Source organism: Myxococcales bacterium (genome assembly GCA_016703425.1).
Classification (GTDB): Bacteria; Myxococcota_A; Polyangia; order Polyangiales; family Polyangiaceae; genus JADJCA01.
Window position 1 is genome coordinate 47,824 of sequence record JADJCA010000023.1, and the last position, 23,855, is coordinate 71,678.

General features: G+C 68.6%; 18 protein-coding genes. 11 read left to right on the plus strand and 7 right to left on the minus strand.

Annotated elements, in window-relative coordinates; all coding sequences use genetic code 11:
- The first annotated feature begins 1 nt into the window (after position 1).
- Entirely contained in the window at positions 2–1,312 is a 1,311-nt protein-coding gene (locus tag IPG50_31715; protein MBK6696725.1) for a serpin family protein, read from the plus strand.
- Positions 1,313–1,440: 128 nt separating this feature from the next.
- Complete coding sequence (locus IPG50_31720; GenBank protein ID MBK6696726.1) at positions 1,441–1,707, plus strand: hypothetical protein; 267 nt, start codon at positions 1,441–1,443, stop codon at positions 1,705–1,707.
- A 197-nt stretch (positions 1,708–1,904) separates the two neighbouring features.
- Here IPG50_31720 and IPG50_31725 read toward each other — a convergent pair whose 3' ends face one another.
- Positions 1,905–2,084: a hypothetical protein gene (locus IPG50_31725; GenBank protein ID MBK6696727.1), complete on the minus strand. Its 180-nt coding sequence runs from the start codon at positions 2,082–2,084 to the stop codon at positions 1,905–1,907.
- A 304-nt stretch (positions 2,085–2,388) separates the two neighbouring features.
- Between IPG50_31725 and IPG50_31730 the strand changes: the two genes are divergently transcribed.
- Complete coding sequence (locus IPG50_31730; GenBank protein ID MBK6696728.1) at positions 2,389–4,638, plus strand: TonB family protein; 2,250 nt, start codon at positions 2,389–2,391, stop codon at positions 4,636–4,638.
- Between the two features lie 5 nt (positions 4,639–4,643).
- Positions 4,644–5,252 carry a hypothetical protein gene (locus IPG50_31735; protein MBK6696729.1) on the plus strand — a complete coding sequence of 203 codons (609 nt, stop codon included), beginning with the start codon at positions 4,644–4,646 and terminating at the stop codon, positions 5,250–5,252.
- Between the two features lie 339 nt (positions 5,253–5,591).
- Here the strand turns inward: IPG50_31735 and IPG50_31740 are convergent, their stop codons facing one another.
- A complete protein-coding gene (locus tag IPG50_31740) occupies positions 5,592–6,308 on the minus strand; it encodes a hypothetical protein (GenBank protein ID MBK6696730.1) in 717 nt (238 codons plus the stop codon).
- Positions 6,309–6,746: 438 nt separating this feature from the next.
- Here IPG50_31740 and IPG50_31745 point away from each other — a divergent pair, with 438 nt between their 5' ends.
- Genes IPG50_31745 through IPG50_31760 form a run of 4 tightly spaced genes read left to right on the plus strand, consistent with a single transcriptional unit; the run spans position 6,747 to position 10,811 of the window.
- A complete protein-coding gene (locus tag IPG50_31745) occupies positions 6,747–7,319 on the plus strand; it encodes a sigma-70 family RNA polymerase sigma factor (protein MBK6696731.1) in 573 nt (190 codons plus the stop codon).
- Positions 7,316–8,116, plus strand: a complete 801-nt coding sequence (locus IPG50_31750; GenBank protein MBK6696732.1) for a hypothetical protein — start codon at positions 7,316–7,318, stop codon at positions 8,114–8,116. Before IPG50_31745 ends, IPG50_31750 begins: the two co-directional genes overlap by 4 nt.
- Positions 8,113–9,657 carry a caspase family protein gene (locus IPG50_31755; protein MBK6696733.1) on the plus strand — a complete coding sequence of 515 codons (1,545 nt, stop codon included), beginning with the start codon at positions 8,113–8,115 and terminating at the stop codon, positions 9,655–9,657. The genes IPG50_31750 and IPG50_31755 overlap by 4 nt, the downstream gene beginning before the upstream one ends.
- 53 nt (positions 9,658–9,710) lie before the next feature.
- Positions 9,711–10,811, plus strand: a complete 1,101-nt coding sequence (locus IPG50_31760) for a hypothetical protein (protein ID MBK6696734.1) — start codon at positions 9,711–9,713, stop codon at positions 10,809–10,811.
- Positions 10,812–10,835: 24 nt separating this feature from the next.
- On the opposite strand, the gene IPG50_31765 is transcribed toward IPG50_31760, so the two are convergent.
- From IPG50_31765 to IPG50_31785, 5 genes are all read right to left on the minus strand, one after another.
- Entirely contained in the window at positions 10,836–11,597 is a 762-nt protein-coding gene (locus tag IPG50_31765) for a hypothetical protein (protein MBK6696735.1), read from the minus strand.
- Complete coding sequence (locus IPG50_31770) at positions 11,594–12,937, minus strand: VCBS repeat-containing protein (protein ID MBK6696736.1); 1,344 nt, start codon at positions 12,935–12,937, stop codon at positions 11,594–11,596. The genes IPG50_31765 and IPG50_31770 overlap by 4 nt, the downstream gene beginning before the upstream one ends.
- A 1,006-nt stretch (positions 12,938–13,943) precedes the next feature.
- A complete protein-coding gene (locus IPG50_31775; protein ID MBK6696737.1) occupies positions 13,944–14,324 on the minus strand; it encodes a hypothetical protein in 381 nt (126 codons plus the stop codon).
- A 78-nt stretch (positions 14,325–14,402) separates the two neighbouring features.
- A complete protein-coding gene (locus tag IPG50_31780; GenBank protein MBK6696738.1) occupies positions 14,403–17,357 on the minus strand; it encodes a PAS domain S-box protein in 2,955 nt (984 codons plus the stop codon).
- 376 nt (positions 17,358–17,733) lie between these two features.
- Positions 17,734–18,123: a GFA family protein gene (locus tag IPG50_31785; GenBank protein ID MBK6696739.1), complete on the minus strand. Its 390-nt coding sequence runs from the start codon at positions 18,121–18,123 to the stop codon at positions 17,734–17,736.
- 71 nt (positions 18,124–18,194) lie between these two features.
- On the opposite strand from IPG50_31785, the gene katG reads away from it, so the two are divergent.
- The 3 genes from katG to IPG50_31800 all read left to right on the plus strand — a co-directional run bounded on the left by katG (position 18,195) and on the right by IPG50_31800 (position 22,974).
- Entirely contained in the window at positions 18,195–20,618 is a 2,424-nt protein-coding gene (katG, locus tag IPG50_31790) for a catalase/peroxidase HPI (protein ID MBK6696740.1), read from the plus strand.
- 25 nt (positions 20,619–20,643) lie between these two features.
- The gene (locus IPG50_31795) at positions 20,644–21,015 is read left to right on the plus strand and encodes a hypothetical protein (GenBank protein ID MBK6696741.1); all 372 of its coding nucleotides are present in this window, start codon (positions 20,644–20,646) and stop codon (positions 21,013–21,015) included.
- A 1,032-nt stretch (positions 21,016–22,047) separates the two neighbouring features.
- Complete coding sequence (locus IPG50_31800) at positions 22,048–22,974, plus strand: pirin family protein (GenBank protein MBK6696742.1); 927 nt, start codon at positions 22,048–22,050, stop codon at positions 22,972–22,974.
- Positions 22,975–23,855 lie beyond the last annotated feature (881 nt).

Below are 23,855 nucleotides of genomic sequence, written 5' to 3' on the forward strand. Positions count from 1 at the left end.
CATGACGCACCGCTGCTGCCTCACGCTTGCCACCGCCGCATTGGGTCTCGCTCTCGCCGCGCTCACCGGCGGCTGCGACGTGCTCACTTCGAAGGCGGGACCGAGCGCGCCGTCGACGGGGCCCAGCCCGGCCCCACCCAAGGAGAAGATCGCCATGCCCGACAAGAGCGAGGTCACGCGTGCCGGCGCGAGCATCAACGCCTTCGGCGCAAGCCTCTATGGCGGGCTCGCGAAGCGACCCGGCAACCTCGCCTTTTCTCCCACGAGCGTCGAAGCCGCGTTGGCCATGACGCTCGGTGGCGCGAAGGGCGAGACGGCGAAAGAGATGGGGCAGGTGCTTCGTCTCACGGGCGACGACGGAGTGCTCGTTGGCGCGCTGCTCCGGGCCCTCGAGTCGCCGGGCCGCTCGCTCACGCTGAACGTCGCCAACCGACTGTTTGGCGAGAAGAGCTTCGCGTTCGAGAAGCCGTTTCTCGAAAAGACGCGGGCCGCCTTCGGCGCACCGCTTGAACCGGTCGATTTCGTCGGCTCGTCCGATGCAGCTCGCGTGCACATCAACGGGTGGGTTGCCGAGGTGACCGCCCGCCGCATCAGCGATCTCCTGCCTCCGCCGGCCATCAACGGCTCGACGCGCATGGTCCTCGTGAACGCGCTCTACTTCCTCGCCGAGTGGCAGTCGCCGTTCAAGAAGGAGTCGACAGCGCCGCGGCCCTTCAAGGCGTTTGGGACCACCGACAAGGCGGTGCCGATGATGCACCAGCGCCTCACGAGCGCCATCGTGTCGGTCGATGGCGCGAAGGTGCTCAAGCTCGCGTACAAGGGCGGCGAAGCCGCGATGATTCTCGCTTTGCCGGACGCCGTCGACGGGCTCGCCGCGCTCGAGGGTAAGCTCGCGGGGGCGAAGCTCGACGAGTGGCAGAAGGCGCTCGCCAGCGCGGCACCGCAAGAGGTCGACGTCGCCCTCCCGAAGTTCAAGGTTGAGCCGGCGGCGCCGGTCTTGCTCTCCGAGGAGCTCAAGCGGCTCGGCATGCCGCTCGCGTTCGACGCCGAACGAGCCGACTTCACGGGCATCGGCGTGCCGCCCAACGCCAAAAATCGACTCTACATCTCGGAGGTCTTCCACAAGGCCTTCGTGAAGGTTGACGAGAAGGGCACCGAGGCGGCCGCGGCGACAGCGGTCGTGATGGCGGAAGGCGGCGGCATGCCGCCGAAGGCGCTCGCCTTCAAGGCCGATCACCCCTTCATGTTCTTCATCGTCGACAAGACCTCCGGCGCGGCGCTCTTCGCGGGGCGCGTCGTCGATCCTTCGTGAGCGATGCAGGGTGTAGAGAGACGCCAACCCGAACGAGAATTCTTTGGGGAGGGCGATCAACCTCCGCCGCGCCGGACAAATCCATGTGCGGCGCCGCAGGGAGCGGTCGACCGCCAAGGAACTCCGCAATGAACCGACTCACGCTTCTGCTCGCATCCGTCTTGGCCCTCGGCGCCGTCGCCTGTTCGGGGGACCCGCCGCCGGACTCAGAAAATGTCGACGAGAGCGTTCCGACGCTGGAATCCGCGACCGTGGAGCCGACCGCCGTGTGCCCCATTATGTGGTACTGCCAGCGGACCGGAGGCTACTACAGCGTCAACACGACCTGCACCGCTGCCTGTGGCGGGACGTGCTACCGCCGCGAGCGGTACACCGGCGGCTGCATGCCGCGCTGAGCGCTTGCCACTTCGGGGCGACCGCCCGCTGGCCGCGACTTAGGTCGGCCGATGGCAAGCTGCGTTCCGGCGGCGTCGAGTGCCTGTCGACGGACGTGGTCGCGGGCGGTGCGCTCTGTTTCCAGGGCGAGCGGAGCGCGAAGCCGCGCGTTCGGCTGGCGCGGCTCAAGCAGGCACCACGAGACTGCCGCTGGTCTCTACGTCAGCGCTGCCGGCAGGCGAGCCGCGTCGGCGCGGAGGTCGTGGAGGTCGTGGAGGTCGGCGTACGCGTCGACCTTGGTGCGAACCGCCGCGAGGCGCGCTTGCCGCTCCGCCGCGGGGTCGGTCGTAGGCTTGAGCTTCAGGCTGGCTGCGACCTGGCGCTCAACGACCGCCATGAAATGGGCGGACGCTTCCGCGACGTCGCCTTGCGCAAGAGCGCGAGCGCGAAGAAGCCGCGGTGGATCGGCGTGAGGGTGTCAATTCGGGAACGACGACGGTGGTGGGCGCACGAGACGAGGCTGTCCTGCGTGACTTCGCGATGCCAGGGTCCCTTGGGGACCGTGGAGGCGCGCTTCCGGGGGCGCTGACACAAGGACGGGGCACCCCGCGGCGTAAGATTCCGTTTGCGGATCGGCTCCGCGGCGCCACGATGGCGGACTCGCCGGTCGTCGCTTGGCTTCTCATCGAACATTTGTGAGCGTGGTCGCTCTCGTCGCCGGCCTGCCGCTCGGCGCTCCGCCGGCGCGCGCGCAAACGCCGGCGGCCGTCCCCGCGGCCGCGGCCGAGGCCGCGCCGCCGGAGGAGCCTCTCGTTCCGCCGCGGCTCGTCGCGGGCTCGCCGCCGGCCTACCCGCCCGAGCGAACGGAGGCGGTGACCGTCGTCATTACCGTGGTCGTTGCCCCGGACGGCTCCGTCCGCGAGGTTCGCGCCCTCGATGGGCACGCGGCCTTCCTTGAGGCAGCGCGCGGAGCCGCCTTGCGATGGCAGTTCGAGCCGGCGCGCCGCGGCGCGAAGGCCATCGCCGCCACGGTGCGCATCGCCATCGACTTCGCGCCGCCGCCGATGTCGCCCGGCCCCCCGAGTTCGTCGCATCCGCTTCCGCCGCAGCCGCTCGAGGAGATCGTGGTGCGAGGCACACGGGTCGCGCCCCCCGCGTCGGTGAACCTCGGCCGTGCCGACATTCGGCAGATGCCTGGCGCGATGGGCGACCCGCTGCGCGCCATCGACGTCCTTCCCGGCGTTCTTCCGACGCTCTCGGGCCTGCCCTACTTCTACACGCGGGGCGCTCCGCCGAGCGCGACGGGCTACTACCTTGACGACCTGCCGCTCCCGTACCTCTTTCACGTGGGGCTCGGTCCGTCGATCATCCACCCCGGCTTTGTGCGCACCGTCGGGCTGGAGTCCGCCGGCGGCCACGCGCGTTATGGGCGTTTCACGGGCGCCTTCGTTGTCGCGACGACCAATCCGCCGACCGAGGAGCTCGCGTGGGAAGGACGCATCCGTGTCATCGACTCTTCCGCGTTTGTGGCCGCTCCGTTCGCGAACGGAAAGGGTCACGCGGCTGTTGGGACGACGCTCTCGTATGCGGGCCTTCTGCTCGGCGTCTTCGCGCCCGACTACACCATCGACTATCGAGACTTCGCCGCTCGCGTCAGCTACGACGTCGGGCCTCGCGATCGCATTTCCATCTTCTCGCTCGGGGCTTACGACTTTGCCGGCCAACGCGACGTGGAGAGTGGTCAACGGCAGGTCCTCTTCGGCTCCGAGGTCTACCGCGTCGACCTGAAGTGGCAGCGCTCACTCACGGGGGAAGGCGCGCTCCGCACGGCGGTGACCTGGGGGTACGACCGCTCACGGCTCGCCGGGCACCGGTTCGCGAGCGACCAGTCGATCGCGGCGCGAACCGCTCTCGTGCAGCCCTTCGGGCCGCGGTGGGAGATGGAGGTTGGCGCCGACGCTCGCATCGACTCTTTCGACGCGGACCTGCCGTCGGTGCACTCGCTCACGCGAGCGGACTACGAGGAGACGGCCCGTCTCTTCGGGGCACACACCGACACGGTCGCAGGGAGCTACGGCTCGCTGACGTGGCGGCCGCTCACCACGCGCGGACCGCGCGAGTCGCGAGTAACGCCGCCCACGCTTGAGCTCACGAGCGGCGTCCGCACCGCCGTCTACTCGTCGGAGGGCCGCACCTTGCCGGCGGTCGATCCACGGATGTCACTCGTCCTCGCTCCCGCGTCGCGTGTTCGCCTGCTCACGTCGCACGGGCTCGCGCACCAGGCTCCGGCGTATTCGCTTCCGGTCCCGGCCGTCTCCATCCCCGCGTTGGCTGGCGGGCTCCAGGAGTCGCTGCAGTCGAGCGTGACGGGCGAAGTCACCGGCTCGCACGACCTCGTCGGGACCGCCACGGTGTTTCGCGGCGTCTTCAGCAACGTCAGTGACTTCGTTCTCTTGCAGAACGACTTTCCCCTGAAGCGCAGCCCGCCGCTCCGCGGCGCCGCCGACGGCCTCGAACTCTCGCTTCGCCGCGCGCTCAAGGGCCGCTTTGGCGCGCAGGTCTCGTACACCCTGTCGCGCTCCACGCGGGACGGAGAGCGCGAGTCACGGCGGCTAAGCAGCTACGACCGAAGGCATGTCGTCAACGTGGCGCTGCTCTTTGATCTCGGTCGCGGCTGGACCGCCGGAGCGCGCTCGCTCGTCTACTCGGGGCTCCTCCGCGATCCGGAGAGCGGTTCGACAGACCGGCTGCCCGCCTTCATGAGGCTCGACGTGCGGCTCGCCAAGCGATGGAAGTGGGGAAAGGCCGGTTATGTGGGGCTCGTCGCAGAAGGCTTGAACGTCACGGCCAGTCGCGAAACGGTGGCGCTCCGGTGCGACGACGCAGGTTGCAAGGCGCGCAACATCGGGCCGCTCACACTCCCGAGCGTCGGCATCGAAGGGGGGATGTGAGCGTGATGCGCCGTTGGCTCCAGTTCACGCCGGTCTGTGCGTTCGTCATGACCGCCGCCACGGCGTGTTTGCCGTCGGACGAATCGATCGAGCGCGGCGCCATCTACGTACGCCTAAGCGCGGCCCCGTTGAGACAATCGCTCGACGACGCCCGTGTGCTCGCCTTCGAGAAGCTCAACGTGATCGTGAACGGCGACACCCTGAGCTGCCACTCGCTCTACTACGTGGACCGGCCTAAGCCCTCGGTGACTCTCGTCAGCTTGCTTCAGCCGTACGTGTTTGAGCATCGCAGCCTCACCGACGAGACGTGCGGCGTGCTTGCCGGGTACAGCAACCCTCAGAACGTGAACGCCTGGGCGACCGACGGCATCGATCCCGCGGAGCGAGACCTCCTCATGCCGGAAGGCGTCGGCTCTGTTGGCAGCCTGCATGTGGTGGCAGTCCTCTACCGCGTGCCGTCGGCCGCGGGCGAATCGCTGCGTGTCGAGCGTCGCTTCGACCTGGTCCTTCACGGGCTCACCGGCGCCGCCGTCCAAGCGAACGGTGTGCCGGCGCCGCGCGGAGGAATGTCGGAGGTTTATGCCACGCTCGACATGGCGCCCCCTGGCGGTTGAGCTATCGAACGATGTTCGGTGGGATAAGAACCGTGACGGAACGGTCACGAGCGACGAGCTCCCCGATTCCGTCGTCGAGCGCGTGCGCCAGGCCGCGTCCGACAAGTGGCGCTTCGCCGGGGTCTCGATTGTAAGGTAGCGCTTCGCTTCAGGGCGAGAGCCTCCCCACGGGAGCGTAGAAAGCCTGTCGAGAGCAAGGATCACGCGAACTCAAGCGTGCGCTGGCATTACCTTTGGCGCTCGACTGCAACGACGACGCGCGGATGCCCTTATCCGTGACCGCCTCACTGCAAGGTTCCCGCCCTCGCGAGTTTGACTCATCGCGAGCGCCGCCCACGCTCAAGGCGTCTGGCCGGTCACCGGATCGGCGAACGTCACGCGCGCGGTGCAATAGAAGCGCTTCGCCCCGTCGTCGAGCTCGCGCATCGCGCTCGCAGCGAGCGTGAAGGACTTGCCGGCCTTGCCGAGGTTGTACAGCGTGAACCAGAACTCCTCCGTGAACGCATCGGTCGCGGGCGATGAAGCCGCCGGGCGGGCCGGCAGGTCGCTGTTCACTTCATAACGCAGGCGGTAAGGGGCCTCCGGTCCCTCCTTGTCTGCGTTGACGCCGCCTTCAAGATTGTCGACGACTAGGTCGGAGGTCAGCGTGCGGCGCTCTCCGTCGATCGAGTCACGCTTGACCTCGACGGTGACCCGGCCGGCCTGCACCTTGCCGTGCTTGCGGTACTCATTCGGTGAGCGGCTCGCGACGATGGCGTCGACCTGGCTCGAGACGGTGGGATCACCCTCGAAATGGATCGCGAGCTTCACGTGGCCCTGCGACGGCGCGGGTGAAAACGCCAGTGTGGTCATGTCCTGCACCGAGCAGGTCCACGGCGCGTCGAGGGTAAAGGTGCGGCCCGTCTGCGCTCCGTTGCGGAGCTCACCGCTCGCCGTTTCGCTCAACTCGGTTGATGCGCTCGCGCAGCCGACGAGGCCGACGATGCTCAAGCCAGCGACGAGGCGGGGCGCGATTTTAGCGAACTGAGAGAGACGTGAGAGCGGTGCGAGCTGCATGGTGTGCTCCTCGGAAGCGGTGTTGTTGGGTCCCTAGCAGCAACGCTCGCGCCAGGACGTCGCGATGAGGTCGTGGCGCGTAAGGCTTGAAGATTGCGTCGCCCTCGCTGGCCGTTCGCATCGAACGACGGAGCCATCGTGGCCACGCCGGTGAGGCATCGAACCACCACGCTCGCTTCAACGTGTCGCCCCGCGCCCTCAAGGTATTTTTCGACTCAACCAAGCGAAGCTGAGCTGATCGGGCAAGAGTTGTTCGCCGCTTTGGCGGGCGACCCGAGCGTCGGGCCCGCATCACCCGTCAGGGCGGGAGATCGTCGCAAGCGATGTCGACGCGACGTTTCGTCCATTCGTCCCCGCTCGTTCGTTACCCTGCGTGGGCGCAGAGGGAGGCCCGAGGTGGGTCGCCGGGGCCCGTGCTTTGTCCTGTCCGTTGCTTGGATGAACCCCAGTCACCCATCGTCAGAGGCGCGTGGTGCGCCGTGGCTCGCCGCGTTTCACGCCGGCGAGCGGGCCACGCTTGAGGGCTGTTACCGAGAGCACGTGGGTGCAGTGCTCGCGGCGGCGACTCGGGTGCTGCCGACGGTCGACGCGGAGACAGTTACCCACGACGTCTTTCTTCGCCTCCTGACCGACGACGGTATGCGGGCGACCTTCAAAGGAGGCAACCTCGGCGGTTGGCTCTCTGTCGTCGCGCAGCGCGCCGCCATCGATCTCTTTCGGCGGCGTCGCAAAGAGGTGGACCTAGAAGAAGCCGGCGCGCGGCTGGACGAAGCGTCGATCGCCACGCCGGCGCGCGACGCGGAGGGCGCCGAGGCGTCTCAGCTCGTGGAACGATTCGTGAGCTCGGTGTTGCCCGAGAAGTACCGCACCCTCTTTGAGCTTCGCTTCATCCAGCAGTTCTCGCAACGCGACGCCGCCGCCAAGCTGGCGATGCAGCGCTCGACGCTCGCTTATCAGGAGCAGGTGATTCGCCGCATGCTCGAGGACTTCCTGCTCGGAGATGAGCCATGACGAAGTGCATCATGGAGACGGTCGTCGACGCGCACTTCGGTGGCACGATCACGACTGAAAAGGAGACGGAGCTGCGCCGGCATCTCGCCGACTGCGAGCGATGTCGTCGCCGTTACGAGCGGCGAGCTCTCCTCGCGAAACTCGACCCGGCCGCCCTATCGCCAGAAGCGCGCATTGGGCGCGCATTGGGCCTCGTCGAGCCGAAGGTCTCGGCTCCGCAGCCCGCCGAAGCGGAGCCAAGACGCCGCGTCGTCGCCTTCTTGGCCACGGGCCTCGCGGCCGCCGCCGCCGTGGCGCTCTTTATCGCGCGGCCAGCCGGTCGCGACAGCGAATTTACGGCCCGCGGCGCGCTTACGCACGACGCCGCGATGAGGCCACACCTCGAGGTCTTTCGCGCCCGCCCCGGGCACGAGCCAGTGCGCACGGAGGACGCGATGCGCGCGAGCGACGAGCTTGCCTTTGCCTACGTCGGCCAGCCGGGCAAGCCCCACCTGGCGGTGTTTGGCGTCGACGAACACGGCCACGTCTTTTGGTTCCATCCCGCGTGGACCGACCCGAAGGCCAACCCCGAGTCGATCCCAGCGCCAGCGCTCGCCGGCAGCGAGCGGCAAGAGCTGCGGGAAGCCGTGCGCCATACCCTCGACGGTCAGCGGCTGGAGCTTCACGGGCTTTTCTCGGAACGTGCCATGACCGTCAAGGAGATCGAGGGCGCCCTGGCGGGTCGGACCGCGCCGCTCGGTGCGCTCCGGCTGAGCGGTGCTACGGACTACGTGGTTTCGCTCTCGGTCACGCCATGAAGACGCTCCGTTTCGCCCTGACGCTCGCCGCCTTCCACGTCATCGCGTCGCCGGCTCCGGCGGCCGCTGCCGAAGCGCGCGCTCACGCGACCTTCGCGCTCGTGATCGGCGCCAACCGCTCCGTCGACGCGGACCTCGCGCCGCTCAAATACGCCGACGACGACGCGGCCCGGTACCTCGATCTCTTTCGTCTCCTCGGCGCACGGACGTACCTGCTCGCGCGCCTCGACGACAACACGCGCGCCCTTCATCCGCAGGCTGCCGCCGAGGCGCAGGAGCCGAAGCGCGCTCCTTATGACGCCGCCGTCGCGCAGCTCACGCGCGACGTGGCTCAAGCGGCGGCTCGCAACGTCGAGACGACCGTCTACGTCGTCTACGCCGGCCACGGCAACGTGAAGGACGGGCAGGGATACCTCTCGCTCGAAGACGCGCGGATCACCGGCAGCGACTTGGCGCGCACCTTCGCAGCGCTCCCAGCGACGCGCATCCACCTCATCGCCGACGCCTGCGCCTCCTATTTCGTCGCCTACAGCCGCGGTCCTGGAGGCACGCGCCGCGCCGTCGACGCGCTGCCGGCGGCCGCCGAGCTCTCCGCCGACCCGCGCGTGGGCCTCTTGCTCTCGAGCTCATCGGCGAAAGAGAGCCACGAGTGGGAGGCCTTCCAGGCGGGCGTCTTTAGCCACGAGGTCCGCTCGGGCCTCTACGGCGCCGCTGACGCCGATCGCGACGGGATCGTCACGTACCGCGAGATCGCAGCCTTCGTGGCGCGGGCCAACGAGTCGGTTCCCAACGAGCGGTATCGCCCCGAGGTCCACTCGCGCGCTCCGCGCGGCGGCGACGCGCTCCTCGACTTGCGCAGGGCCAGCGCGCGACGCCTGGAGATCGGCGGGAAACACGCCGGCCACTACACGCTCGAGGACGCTCGCGGCGTGCGACTGATGGACATGCACAACGCACCGAACCAGACGATGGTCATCGTCCGGCCGGCGCCGACCCAGCCGGCCTTCTTGCGCCGCGCCGGCGACGACAAGGAGATGCTCCTGCCGGCCGACCTGCCGGTCCTCACGGTGGACGACCTCACCGCGGAGGACGGGCGCGTCGCGGCGCGAGGTGCGGCCCACGAGTCTTTCAGCAAGCTCTTCGCGTTGCCCTTCGATACGAGCGTCGTGGCGGCATACCGCGAGCGCTCCGTCCCCGCGATGCCGGCCGCGCCCGACGCGGGCCTAGGGGCGCGTCGCGCAGTCGGCTTGGGGGTGATGGGGGTTGGTGCGGTCGCCGCGACCATGGGCGTGGGCTTTTCAGTGTCAGCCGCGTCGCTCGCGCGACAGGTTCCCCCCGACGCGTCGCACGTCGAGGTGAGCGCTGCCAACGAGCGGATCGCGTCGCGCAACACGTGGGCGACGGTCAGCTACGTGGGCGGCGGCGCTGCACTCGTGACCGGCGCGCTGCTCCTCTTTTGGCCCAAGGAGCGGCCCGTCGAGCGCATCGAGGCGCGCGCCCTTCCCGGCGGCGCTCTTCTCAGCATCGGTGACCGATTTTGAGGCCTCGTGAGAAACCTTTCGTCCATGGGCCGGGGCTCGTTCGTTCGAAGGTCATGAGAACATCTTCCTTCGCTACCTTCGCGGTCGTCGTCGGCGTCCTTAGCCTCGCTTCGGCGTGCGCCGGTGAGGTCTCGCTCGACGACCGCCCTTGCCCCTGTGCGGAAGGCTGGAGCTGCTGCGCCTCTCGCAACATGTGTGTCGCGCCCGGCGCGACCTGCGGCGACGGTCTCGGTGGTCTCGGTCAGATCGGCACATCGGCCGGTGACGGTGGCCTCGGTGGGCTGCAGGCGACCAAGAACCCCGTCGAGCTCGCGACGGCGCAATCGGCGCGGTGTTTCGCGACCGACCGCGAGCACGTTTACTGGCAGAACGCGGACGGCCTCGTGGTCGGAAGCGTGAAGGGCGCCCCCAGGCTCGAGGTTTCGTCGACCAAGACGCCGCTCGCCAGCAACGCCCTCTGCGGAATCGCCATCGACGGCGACGAGCTCATCACGACGGCCTATCAGCTCGGCAAGCTTGTGAGCCTCTCGTTGGCCTCCAACGGGGAGTGGCACGTCGGCGGCAACATGAGCCTCTTCGGCGACGGCTTGAAGACTCCATCGTCGCTCTCGCTCGCCGCGGAGACGATCTACGTCACCGACCACGAAGGCGGCAAGGTTGTCGCCGTGGCGCGAGGGCGCGGCCAAACGGTGGTCCTCGCCGAAGGCCTGACGAGGCCGCACGGCGTGGTGCACGACAACGCCTTCGTCTACTTCGTCGAGCAGGGCGACTCCACGCTCGGCACCGGCGCCATTAAGAAGGTGCCCAAGGACGGCGGCGCCGTCGCCGTCGTGGCGGGGAACCAGAAGTCGCCCGACGGCCTCGTGATGTGGGACGGGCGGCTCTACTGGAAGGCGAACCGCCGCGTGTGGTCTGTCGCCGTGAGCGGCGCCGATGTGAAAGAGCTGGCCTCGGAGTTGACGCTCCTCGGCAGCGGCGGCGTTGGCGTCGACGGCCAGTCGGTCTTCTTTGGCGCGTCGCGCGGCATGATGCGCGTGGCCCTCGCCGGCGGCGCCGCCAGCGAGATCTACAGCGGCACGCCGCACGCGCTCACGGTGGATGAGGGGCGCGTCTTCTGGGCCGACGGCTCGAGCGTGTGGAGCGCCACGAAGTAGCGCGGCGTCGCTCCGTCTGAACGGCTAACGCTCCCCCAGCCCCCGGTCGCGCTCGAGCGTGCAGCCCCGCCCAAAGCAAGCGAGAAATCCGATAGCGGTGCAGTCCACGCGGACCACGCGTCCCGCGTTGCAGAAGACCGCGACTTTGCCATCGCAAACGGTCCCCGATTTATCCTCTGGATCACACTCCAGCGCACGCAGGCACGCGAACCGGGGCCGGTTCGCATCACCGGCGGCGCGGCAGCGGCTGCCGGGCACGAGGCGCGAGCAGTCGGTGTGATGGAGCCGGCCACCGACGCACGATACGAGGGCGTCGCCGTCGCACTGAATCGCGTCACCGTCTCGGGTGAATGCGCCGCGCACGGACCATCCGCAGGCGGGGCCCTCACCGCGGCACTGCGCGAGGGCCTCGCTCGCAGCCTTGCTGTCGGCGTCGAGCGGCGAAGGCGACGCCAGTAGTGGCGCGTCGCAAACGCGTTGTGCGCTGTCCGCGCCGTCGATCCCCGCACACTTGGCGAGTGCCGTGCACGTAGGCGCGCTCGCGCACGCGAGGAGGCGAGGCCAACGTCCCTCGACCAACGGATCGCTGCGCAGTGTCGCGTCGACCCACTTCGCCGAGCGGTGGGCGCAGCCGGCGACGCGTGCGATGAAGCGGGACTCGGCGTCGAGGTCGACAGGCGCCGCTTGGGGCCTCGCCGGGGCACGCGCCCCGCACGCGACCCCGCACAAGGCGAGCCCAACGGAGCCGAACGCCACAGCCCGTGATGCAAGGCGCGCGCGCCTCATGGGCCGACGCGCCAGCACGCCCGCGGCAGGATCGAGACGCTCGCGTTCGAGGTGATCACCAGCGCCGGCGCCTGTCCTCGGGCGCCGCGGAGGACGTGGATGGCGCTGAGCTGGGTTCCTGTTGTCGTCGTCATGACGAAGGGGCGGTAGTCAACGTCGAGCGTTGGAAGAACGCGATAGCGCAGCGCCGGCTCGAGGCTCCCGTCGTCCCGGCCTCTTCGTACGAGAAGATCGCCGGCCTTGCCGAAGAGCACGTCGCCGCTCCCGTCGCCGTCGGCATCGTCGACCGCGAGGCCGTCGGGCACGGACCAGGCGGCGGCGTCGTCAACGGGGCGCAATACGCGACCGCCTTCGTTGCGCACGATGGACGGCGATCCGCTCGTCGCGACGAGATCGACGAACGGCCGGCGGCCCAGGTGGCCCGTGGTGACGGACTTCGGGGCGGGAACGAGTGTCGGGGTACCGGGCAGTCCGGCCCAAAAGATCGCCGCTCGCCCAGTTCGCGACGCATCGGGTCCCGTAGCAACCACGTCGGGACGTCGATCACCGTCAAGGTCGTCGATGGCAATCGACTCGATCTCATGGCCCGCATGACCGAGCCGAAGTGGTGCGGCGAACGCGGAGCGCAGGTTCTTCATCATGAAGACGTCGCCGCTCTGCGTTCCGAATACAGCGTCGATGGCGCCGTCGCCGTCGAGGTCGGCGTATTTCGCAATCCATGCGCTCGTCCCCAGGGAAAACGTGACACCGGCGGCGTCGAAGCGGCCGTCTCCGCTGCCGCGATGCAAGACGAGCGAGTCGGTCTTCCCGCGCAGGAGCGACACAAAGTCTTGCCGTCCGTCGCCGTCGGCGTCGAAGACGGAGAATGCGACGTGGCGACCCCGGACGGGAGTGCGTACGGGCATGAGGCCTTCACCGCGGCGTAGCAGCGCGCTGATCTGCTCCCCGGGCGTGTTGGTGGAGAGCACGACGACGTCGGGGTCGGCGTCGCCGTCGACGTCGGCCACGAACGCGCCTTGCGCGTATCGGGCAATGGGAACGGTCCGCGGCAGGGCGGCGGGCCCGTCGCGCCGGAGCAAGTTCGCGTTCATCGTGGCACCCAGCATGCCGTCGCGGTCAACGGTCACGGCGTCGACGGCGCCGTCGGCGTTGAGATCCGCGGCGGCTACCGCGATGGGAACCTCGCCGGCGCCGAGTCGGACCTCGTCGCGCGCGATCGGGACCTCGGGAGGGCTCGATGTGCTGAGCGAAGTCCCGGGGGCGTCCAGGTCAGGCCGCTTGCCCGCGCGTGGAACGACGGCGGGCGGCGGCGCGAGCTTGCTCGGATCGACCCGCACCACCGCGAGCTCCTGTCCGGCGGGTGAGGCCTCGAGCAGATCGCCCGCGCCGTCGCCGTCGATGTCGGCGACGAGGAGTGAAGCGGAGCGCCACCGGCCGTCACCTCTCTTGCGACCCCGGCGAACGTTCCGAGGCCGACGATTCGAAGGTCACCGCCGTCTTGCGAGATGACGAGCCCGTGCCGACCAGCCGCGGGAAAGGACGCGAGTGCCAGCGGTTCGAACGTGCGGTGCCGCGTTGTTGGGGTGAAGGCGCCGCGGCCATCGCCGGAGAGGATGGTGACCTCTTGGTTGAATGCGACGGCAATATCGAGCGTGCGATCGCCGTTGTAGTCGCCAAGCGTGATGGCCCTCGGAACGTCGGGTCCGACGAAAACGGCGCGCGGCGGCGCGAGGGCTCCACCTCCGATTGCGCGGAGCACCGCGACGACGCGCGCGTTCGCGTCGCCGACGACGACGTCGGCCAAGCCGTCGCCGTCGAGGTCGCCGACGGCGAGCGCGTGCCTCGGGGGCGGGGGACCCAGGAGCGTCGCCCCGCCGACGAGGCGCAAGCCGCCGGGCCCACTCGCGAAGACCGAGACGCGCGGCAGCCCCTTCGAGGACGGCGACATCGGGGACGCGATCGCCGTTGATGTCACCGGTGGCGAGGGCGACTGGTAACCCCTCCACGCGAATGGACGCACCGTCCGTGAAGGTCCCATCGCCGCGACCGCGCGCCACCGCGATGGCGTGGGCATCGACGGGCCACAACCGCGTCGACGCGGCCGTCGACGTCGACGTCGGCGAGGACGAGGGCCGAAGGACGCTCGCCGACGAAAGCGACGGGGCGCAAGCCGCCGTAGGTGCACACGTTCGCGGAGAGCGCTATGCGGTCCGCGGGGCCCAACGCTCCCGGAATGGATGCGCCGCACCCGCCAAGCAACACGAGCGCGCTCGCCAAGAACCGCACAGTTGAACGACGTGCGGGGCCGCACATCGATGCAAGGTTATCGCGAGGGATTGCCCGGCCCTAGGCGCGGCTCATCAAGACCATCTGGCAGTCGCCGCTCTCTGTGACGAAGAGCTCGTGGCAGATGATGCCCGCCTGCGTGGCCGTCGCCTTGAGCATGGCGGCCTCAAGGCGAGCGACGTCGCCGGTCTCAAGGGCGCCGAGCTTGCCCAGAGAGACAGTCGACACGCGCACACCGTAGGAAGGTTCGTCGTCCCGATAGCCGAGGGAGACGATGAGCTTGCGAGCGCTCTCAAGGTACTCGACGCCGATGCTCTTCGCCGCGACGCCTGTGGTCTTAACGAACGCCGCCAGGTCGTCTGCGATGGTGCCGATGGAACCATCCGCTGCGACGGGACCGACGAACAACTTGAACTTGCCGTGCACTTGTTGGGGAGCCATCGCGGTAGCCTACGCGCGACGTATCAAGTGGTCCACGGACACCCACCCTTGCCGCCTGCTCACATGCGCCTTCGTCGCTCAGCGGGCATCAAGCACCGCCCGGACCTTCTGCGCCAGCCTGTCGGGCGTGATCGGCTTCTGCAGGTACGCGATGCCCGCGTCGATGGCGCCGTGGCGAATGAGCGCGTCGTCCGTGTACCCCGACATGCACAGCACTTTGACGTCCGGCCGCGCTTGCGCCACGCGCTTCGCCAGCTCCGGTCCGCCCATGTGCGGCATCACCACGTCGGTCACCAAGAGGTGAATGGTGCCCGGGTGGCTCTCGCAGAGACGGAGCGCCTCGTCCGCGTCCCGCGCTTCGATGACCTTGTAGCCGTGTTTGCGCAGAATACCGCGCGCGACAGCGCGAATCTGGTCTTCGTCTTCGACGAGCAGGATCGTTTCGGTGCCCGCGAGCGTAGCCGGCGCTAGCGAAGGCGCGACGACGTCGGCGTCGGCATCGATGAGCGGAATGTAGACCTTGAAGGTCGTTCCATTGCCCGGCTCGCTGTAGACCCAGATGCTCCCGCCGCATCGTTGAACGATGCCAAAAACCGTCGACAAGCCGAGGCCCGTTCCTTTGCCGGTCTCCTTGGTCGTGAAGAAGGGTTCGAACATGCGAAGTTGAGTGGCCTGGTCCATGCCCATTCCCGTGTCGGTCACGGCGAGCATGACGTACGGACCAGGGCGAACGCCGAGGTGCTCTTCGGCGTGCGCTTCGTTGAGCACGACGTTCTTCGTCTCGATGGTGAGCTTGCCGCCGGTGGGCATGGCGTCCCGCGAGTTGATCACGAGGTTCATGATCACCTGCTCCATGTGGCCGGGGTCGACGCGGATCCGCCCGAGCGACTCGGCGCGAAGCGAGACGAGATCCACGTCTTCGCCGAGGATTCGCTGGAGCATCTTGTCCATGTTCTCGAGCAAGTCGTTCAGGTCGATGACCCGTGGCTCCGCGACCTCGTGGCGACTGAACATGAGCAGTTGCCGAGTCAGCTCCGTAGCGCGCTTGCCCGCCTTCTCGATCTCCAGCACGTCTTCGCGGATGGGATCGGCCACGGGGAGCGTCGCCGCGATCATCGCGCTGTAGCTCAGAACGACGGAGAGTAAGTTGTTGAAGTCGTGAGCCACGCCCCCGGCGAGGCGCCCTACGGCCTCCATCTTCTGGGCTTGGCGAAGCTGAGCCTCGGCGCGCTGCAACGCTTCTTCCGCACTCTTGCGCTCCGTCAGGTCGGCGACGAAGACGATGCAGAGCGGTGGCTCCAGCATCGCAGCGCCGAGGAGAACGGGGAGGCGGCTCCCGTCTTTGCGAAAGAGCTCCGTCTCGCGCGGACGGGACACGCCGTCGCTCAGGAGCTGTTCCACCGTTTGGGCCCCCTGCGTGCGCGAGGCCGGGGGGATCAGGCTCAACCAGCTCACGCGACTCATCTCTTCGCGCGAGTAGCCGAACATCGCCAGCGACGCGTCGTTGGCGTCGTGAACGTTTCCGATCACGTCAATGACGACGATGCCGACGATCCCCGAGCTGGAGAGCCTTTGGAAGCGAGACTCGCTGGCGCGCAAATTCTCCAGGGACCTGGAGAGCTGGGCCGTGCGCTCGGCCACGCGCTGCTCGAGATCTTCGTGCGCGCGCCTTAGGGCGGTGTCGACGCGTCGTCGCTCCGTGACGTCGCGGATCGCGGCCGACGTAAGCAGTCCGTCCGGCGTCTCGAGCGGGCTCAAGCTGATCTCGACGGGAAACGCGGAGCCGTCTTTTCGCCTCGCGTGGAGATCGAGGTACGCGCCCATCGCGCGGGCCCGGGGGCGTGAGGTGAAGGTCCTTCGGTGCGTAGCGTGCTTCGGCCGGTCGCCATCAGGCACAAGCACGTCCACGCTCTCGCCAACGAGCTCGGCGGCTGTGTAGCCGAACAACCGCTCCGTCTGCGCGTTCGTCACCACGATGCGACCGGCGGCGTCAACGACGACCATCGCGTCGGGGGCCGCCTCGAGCAGCCCGCGGAAGACGGCGTCCGTGCGCCGCTGCTCCTCGGCTCTTCGAAGCGCCGCCTCGGCGGCCTTGCGCTCCGTTAGATCGGCCACGACGGCGATGCAGTGCGGCGGATCGGCGAGTGTCACTGCGACCAACACAGGCACGCGGGTTCCATCCTTTCGGAAGAACTCCTTCTCCCAAGGGCGCGCGAGCCCCTCCGTCTTCAGTTGCTCCCGTGCCGCCACGTCGCTTTCTGCCCACTCTGGTGGCGTCAGCTTCGAGACATCGATGAGGCCCGCCTCCATTTCGGCGCGCGAATAGCCGAGGATGCGCAGGTACTCGTCGTTGGCCTCGCGTATTTCTTGTCGATGCACGTCGCCGATCACGATGCCGATGACGCCCGAGGCGCTGAGCTTCGCAAGGCGGGTCTCGCTTCGACGAAGCGCTTCCGTGCGTTCGCCGAGGCTCGATTCGAGTCGGTCCTGGACCTCGCGCAGTTGTCGGTTCGACTCGCGCACCTCCTGCACGCGACGGAAGATCTCCGCGCCCTTTTCCTCGAGCGACAGGCGATCGTCGGTGGCCACGGCGGACAGCTCGTCGGTTCGAAGCTTCAAGCGCACGTACTCGGTGACGTCCTCGACGCGATGGATGATGTGAGTGACCTCGCCGCTCTCACCAAGGACGGGGCTGTTGATCGGGCTCCAATACCGCTCCTCGAAGGGGCCGCCGTCGGGGCGCCGGACGTCGTACTTCTGCAGCACCATCGCGTCGGGGCGACGGGTCGCGAGGACGCGCACCAGGGACGCGCGAAGGTTGGCGACGCCTTGGGAGGCGGGATCGTTCGGGTTGTCGGGGAAGACGTCGAAGATCCCACGCCCCACGATGCCCTCGCGGGTCGTCATCGTGGCTTCGAGGTAGCGGTTGCTCGCCGCGACGATGGTCAGATCGGGCGCCAACACGAGATACAGCCCAGGCGTCGCCTCGAAGATGGCGCGGAAGTCCAAGGGGACCGGCGAGAGGCCGGTCACAACCTGACTCCGGCTACGTCATGCGCCGTGTCACGGGCACACGCCAACCTGCGCCCCCGCAGGGACGCACCACCGATGAACATTCGACCCCCCCCCGCTCGTCTTCAACGAGCACCGGCGGAGAGTACACCAGTTCCGACGGTGCGAAATCAGTACGGACGCGGTCCGCTTAAGGGGGGGAGCGCTGATGCCGGGCATGTCGGCAAACATCGCGGCGTGCGCACGGCCGTGAGAAAGGGTACGCCGTTGACCGTTGCCTCCGTCGGCACGGAGACTGGTTCGACTCCGTCGCGCCGCTCGATGGACTCGCTCGGGCTACTGACGACGCCGAGCACGATGTCTTCGAGCTCGATCGACTTCGCGACGCCCCTGCCGTTTAGGGTGAGCCGTCGAGCCGGAGGAGCCCGTCGTCGCCAAGCTCGTAGTAGTCGCCCTTGCTCGCGACGAAGATGTGGGCCTTCGACCGGAGGTCAGTGGGCTCGTCGAGCGTGCCGGCGCAGAAGCCGACCTTGCCATCGGTCGCGTCGTCGAAGAAGAGGCTGGAGCCGCACTCGGCGCAGAACCCGCGCCGCACGTTGGGCGACGACGCGTGCCACTTGAGCGAGAGCGGTTGGACGATCACGAGGTCCGTGCGGTCGACGGCCGCGTAGGCGCCGACATGCCCGTGCCACCGCCGGCACATCGCGCAGTGGCAATACGTCACGCTGGTCGACGCTCCGCGCAGCTCATACCGCACCGCCCCGCACAAACATCCGCCTGACTTCATGGGTGGCTCGCTTCCCGCCTGCCTCGCCGCTGCCTCGACCAGGAGGGCCTAGCCTAAGGGGGGCGCTCCCGATGGACAACCGTTTGGGCAGCCGGTGCCGCGCGTCTTGCGCCCGTGCCGGATGTCGTCGCCTCCGATGGCGGTGCGCGATTGATAGCTACCAGCTATCAAATTGGGAAAAAGAAACGACTGGAGTGATTGGCGCGCCCGCCGCATCCTGGCGACTCCAGAGCGCTCGTTCTGCCCAGTCCAGCCAGTCCAGCCACTCCACTCATCTCAACCCGACCACGGAGAGAACCTTGTCCACCGAACCCAAGTGCCCTTTCGCAGCTTCCAAGCACACGGCGGCCGCGGCCACGGCCAACGCAGGTTGGTGGCCCAAGCAACTCAACCTCAAGAACCTGCATCAGCACGAGCCCCGGTCCAATCCGCTGGGCGACGCGTTCAGCTACCGCGAGGCGTTCAAGAGCCTCGATCTGGATGCCGTCATCGAGGATCTCCGCGCCCTGATGACCACCTCGCAGACCTGGTGGCCCGCGGACTACGGGCACTACGGGCCCTTCTTCATTCGCATGGCCTGGCACAGCGCAGGCACCTACCGAATCGCCGACGGCCGCGGCGGTGCGGGCTCCGGCCTGCAACGCTTCGCGCCGCTCAACAGCTGGCCCGACAACGCGAACCTCGACAAGGCGCGCCGCTTGCTCTGGCCGCGCAAGCAGAAGTACGGCCAGAAGCTCTCGTGGGCCGACCTGATGGTCCTTGCGGGCAACGTCGCGCTGGAGACCATGGGCCTTCAGACCTTCGGCTTCGCCGGGGGCCGCGAAGACGTTTGGGAGCCAGAAGAGGACACCTACTGGGGGCCCGAGCGCACGTGGCTCGGAGACGAGCGCTACAGCGGCGACCGTGAGCTAGAAAATCCGCTCGGCGCCGTTCAGATGGGCCTCATCTACGTGAACCCCGAGGGCCCGAACGGCAAGCCCGATCCGCTCGCCGCGGCGCGCGACATTCGCGAGACGTTCGCGCGCATGGCGATGAACGACGAAGAGACGGTGGCGCTCATCGCCGGCGGGCACACGTTCGGCAAGGCTCATGGCGCTGCCGAGCCCGCCAAGTACGTGGGGCCCGAGCCCGAAGGGGCCAGCGTCGAAGAGCAGGGCTTCGGCTGGAAGAACTCCTTCCGCAGCGGCAAGGGCATCGACACCATCACGAGCGGCTTGGAGGGCGCGTGGACCAAGGACCCGGTGAAGTGGGACAACAACTTCTTCGACAACCTGTTCGGTTACGAATGGGAGCTCACGAAGAGTCCCGCGGGGGCGCACCAGTGGACGCCGAAGGAGGCGTCGGCCAAGGGAACCGTGCCGGATGCCCATGATCCGTCGAAGCGCCACGCGCCCATGATGCTCACGACCGATCTCTCGCTGAAGGTGGACCCGAGCTACGCGAAGATCGCAAAGCGCTTCCACGAGAACCCGCAGGCCTTCGCCGACGCCTTTGCGAGGGCCTGGTACAAGCTCACGCACCGCGACATGGGGCCCAGCACCCGGTATCTGGGCAAGCTCGTCCCCAAAGAGAGCCTCATCTGGCAGGACCCGATTCCCGCGGTCGATCACGCGTTGATTGACGACGCGGACGTCGCCGAGTTGAAGGGCAAGGTCCTCGCTTCGGGCCTCTCCATCGCTCAACTGGTCACGACGGCCTGGGCGTCGGCGGCGACCTTCCGTGGCAGCGACAAGCGCGGCGGCGCCAACGGCGCGCGCATTCGTCTCGCGCCGCAGAAGGATTGGGAGGTCAACGAGCCCTCCGAGCTCGCCAAGGTGCTCTCGGTGCTCGAGTCGATCCAGAAGGACTTCAACGCCGCGCAGACCGGCACGAAGAAGGTCTCGCTCGCGGATCTCATCGTCCTCGGCGGCGCTGCCGCCGTCGAGGCGGCCGCCAAGAAGGCTGGGCACGACGTGTCGGTGCCATTTTCGCCGGGGCGCATGGATGCGTCGGCGGAGGAGACCGATGCGACGTCGTTCGCCGTGCTCGAGCCGACGGCCGACGGGTTCCGCAACTACCTTCGGAAGGGGCACGAGGGCGCAGCGGCGGAGCTACTTGTGGAGCGAGCGAGCTTGCTCGCCCTGACCGCTCCCGAGATGACGGTGCTCGTTGGCGGCATGCGCGCCCTCAACGCGAACGCCGCGAAGGCGCCACACGGCGTCTTCACCCAGCGACCCGAAACCCTAACGAACGACTTCTTCAAGAACCTCCTCGACATGAACACGACGTGGCAGAAGTCCGCCACCGAAGGCGTGCTCGAGGGTCGCGATCGGGCGACCGGCGCGACCAAGTGGACCGCTACCGTCGTGGACCTCGTCTTCGGTTCGAACTCGCAGCTCCGCGCCATTGCCGAGGTGTATGCGACCGACGACGCGCAGCCCATGCTCATCCGGGACTTCGTCGCGGCTTGGAGCAAGGTGATGAACCTTGATCGCTTCGACCTCGCGCGCAGATGAGGGAGCTGGCTCGACGAGGCGCTGCGTGTTGACGGGCGCCACGCCGAGCGTGCAGCATCGCGCTCATGCTCGACCTGCCTTCGTCCCTGGTCCACTTGGCGTTCGCGGAGCGTTGTTCCTCGCGTGCAGCGAGCAGACAAAGGTCACGACGACACCAAACGGGACGTTCGACGTGCCGGGTGTTGCCCAAACGAAGCCCGGCAGCTTGGTCATGTCGACGATGGAAAGCGGCTGCGAGATCCCGGGAGGCAACGCTTCGCTCAAGCTGACCGACGTCAAGACGAAGACGGAAGGCGGCGTCGCGCGCACGCTCTTCTACGTCCAACGCACGACGTGCCCAGCGGGCTGGCTTGACGCTAGGTTCGTCTATCCGGTCGCCGCGAAGTCAGCGGAATGAGCGCCCGCGGTAGCGCACGGTCCAGCCTCGTTGTGTGTCTGGCGCTCTCATCACTGCAGGGCCTCGCCGCCTGCCAGGCCAACAGCCATCGCGAGAACATCGAAGGCGCGCGCGATGCGCTCCTCGGCCGGGGCTGCGCTCTTGGTGGGCTTGAGTCGCCTTCGCCGCCTTTCTCCCAGTGTGTCGAGGCAGCGCGCAGCCTCTGCAAGGGGCGGGATGGCAGCGCCATCGTGGCGTGCGCTGAACGCATCGCGGGCGGCCAACGGTAGGATTGTGGCCGTCGCGCCGTAGCGCCCTCGCGCTGCGAAGGCTCAGCGTCGTCACGCAGCCGCTGCGTGAGTTCGTTGGCTGCGCGACGGCGAGACCCGCGCGTTGCCGGAGCCGCGCGCGGTCGCTACGTGGCCCGCGACTTGCGTCGCGCGGGGCGATGCTCAAGGACCTTGCTCCCCACCAGCCAAGGAGTGCCAACCCCGTCGGTCTCGCAGTAGCGGCCGCGATGGCTGAGGAGCTTCAGCGGCGCGCGGTTTTGGGGGGGGTGGGGGGGGGGGGGGGGGGGGGGGGGGGGGCCGGGGGGGGGGGGCGGGTTTGTGGTTTTCCCCCGGGGGGGGTGGGGGGGGGGGGGGGGGGAATTCTTTCTCGCCCCCCGGGTTTGGGGGGCCGCTGGCGCTGGCGACGATCTCGCGTAGCGACAGGCTGTCCCCGCCGAGCGTCGGCGGTCCCGGTGCGAACAGTCCGAGCTGGAACGACGGCTGCTCCGGGTGTTGCACCGTCAGCCAGCGGTAGTCGCCGTTCTTCACGTTGGTGTGCACCTTGAAGCCGACCTTCTCGACGTAAAGCGCGAGGGCTTCATCCTCGTCGCCCACGCCGTCTTGAGGTTAGGGCGGTGAGCTGCGCTGACGTGGCACGCGGGCACCCGTTCGAGCGACTGCGCCGACGCCCTCTCTCTCGTGGAGCTCCCTCGGACTCTCGCCGGTCACGCGGAAGGCGAATCAATCGGGCGAGGCGACCTTGAACGTCAGGTACGCTGAACTCGTGGTCACCGTCGTCGACGCGAAGACGCTTCCCGGCCCGCCGGGCGGCTCAAACATCCTGGTGGCTCCGCTCGATTCCGACGGTGCGCCGCGTACCGTTGGACCGTTTGCGATGGTCGCGCACATCAAGATGCCGACGCTCGCTCCCGGCGCATTGCCCGTCGACGCGGACGTTCGGCCGCATCCGCACATCGGGCTGACGGCCATTTCGTACGTCATCGAAGGCGCCATCACGCACCGTGACTCACTCGGCAACCGCCGCGAGCTCGGCGCCGGCGGCGTGGGCGGAACGGTCTCGGGCCTTGGCGTGGCGCACTCGGAGCGTTTTGAGCGCATCCGGTTGCACGGTGGCCGCTTCGAGATGTTCCAGATCCTGTTCGCCCTCCCCGATGGTTCTGAAGACATCGAGCCCAGCTTCTTTTTCCGAGCCCGCGAAGAGCTGGCGACCTCGAAAGGGGAGGGGGCGAGCGCGTGCTGGCTCCTTGAGGCTCCCCCAGGAGCGCCGACCTCCGCGGACGGGATGCCGACCACGCCGATCCTCCTCGCTGACGTTGCGCTCGAGCTCGGCGCGTTATGGTCAGTGCCCGAGGTTCCGGAGCGCGCTCTCTACGTGCTCGAAGGCGAAGTCGAGATCGGCGCCTCGCGCCTACGCGCGGGGCAGGTCGCTGTCCTCGGAGCGGGCGAGGTGTCGGTTCGCGCGCTCCCCCTGACTCAGACGAGGGCCGCGCGCCTCTTGGCGTTCGGCGGCGCGGGCGTCGGACCGCGGTACCTCTGGTGGAACTACCTGCACTCGTCGCTCGAGCGCATCGAGGCCGCGAAGGCCGAGTGGCGGCAAGGTCGCGCGAAGCTCCCCGTTGGAGACACCGAGTCGTTTACGCCTTGCCCTCCCGACGACGGCCGCCCCCTCGTTCGCCTGAATCAGCCCTAGAGCCAACGAGAGAGCCCGTCCGCCGCTGAGACGATCTGCCAGGACGCGGGCCAAGACAGTCGCTTTTCTTCACCGCAGCTCAAAAAGCCTCTACGTCATAGCGATGGGCGATCCGCCTGATGAAGAGCCCGTCGACGCGCTAGCGAAACACATCGAGTCGCTGTTCGTGGAGAAGCCCGCGCCCGCGTCGTCCCGTCGGCCTGGCCTTGCGCCCAAGTCGCCTGCGGCCAGCGAGGCGCGCCCGGCAACAGCTCCCGCAGCGCCAGCGGTCGCACCGGCAGCGGCGCCCCGCCCGGCGGCGCCTCGTCCGATGCCTCCGCGTGGTGGCGCTGAGGGCGCGGCGCGATTGGCCGCGCTCTTCGGCGGAGCGGCTCCGCGCCCGGTGCCATCTGCGCCGCCCGCGCCCGCGCCCGCGGTCGCGAAGCCCGTTGCGAAGTCGGCCGCGCCACCTGCGGCCGCGCCCGCACCACGGCCGGCCACACCAGCGCCAGCCACATCAGCAGTGGCCGCCGCGCCGACCCCCGTCGCGGCGCCGATCCCCGTCGTCGCGCCCGCACCTGCCGCGCCCGCTGCTGCGACGGCGCCTGCGCCGCTCCCTGCCAAGCCACTAGAGAGCAAGCCGATCACCGTTGCGCCTGCCGCCGCGGTCGTTGCACCAACGGTGGCGGCCGCGCCCGCACCCGCGGTCGTCGTCGCGCCCCCGGTCGTGGCCGCACCCGCACCCGCGGTCGCCGTGAAGCCGCGGGGGCCTGCGGCCCTGAAGCCGCCGGCGGTGGCCGCACCCGCACCCGCGGTCGCCGTGAAGCCGCCGGCGGTGGCCGCACCTGCGGTCGCCGTGAAGCCGCCGGTGGTAGCCGCACCCGCGGTCGCCGCTACGCCGC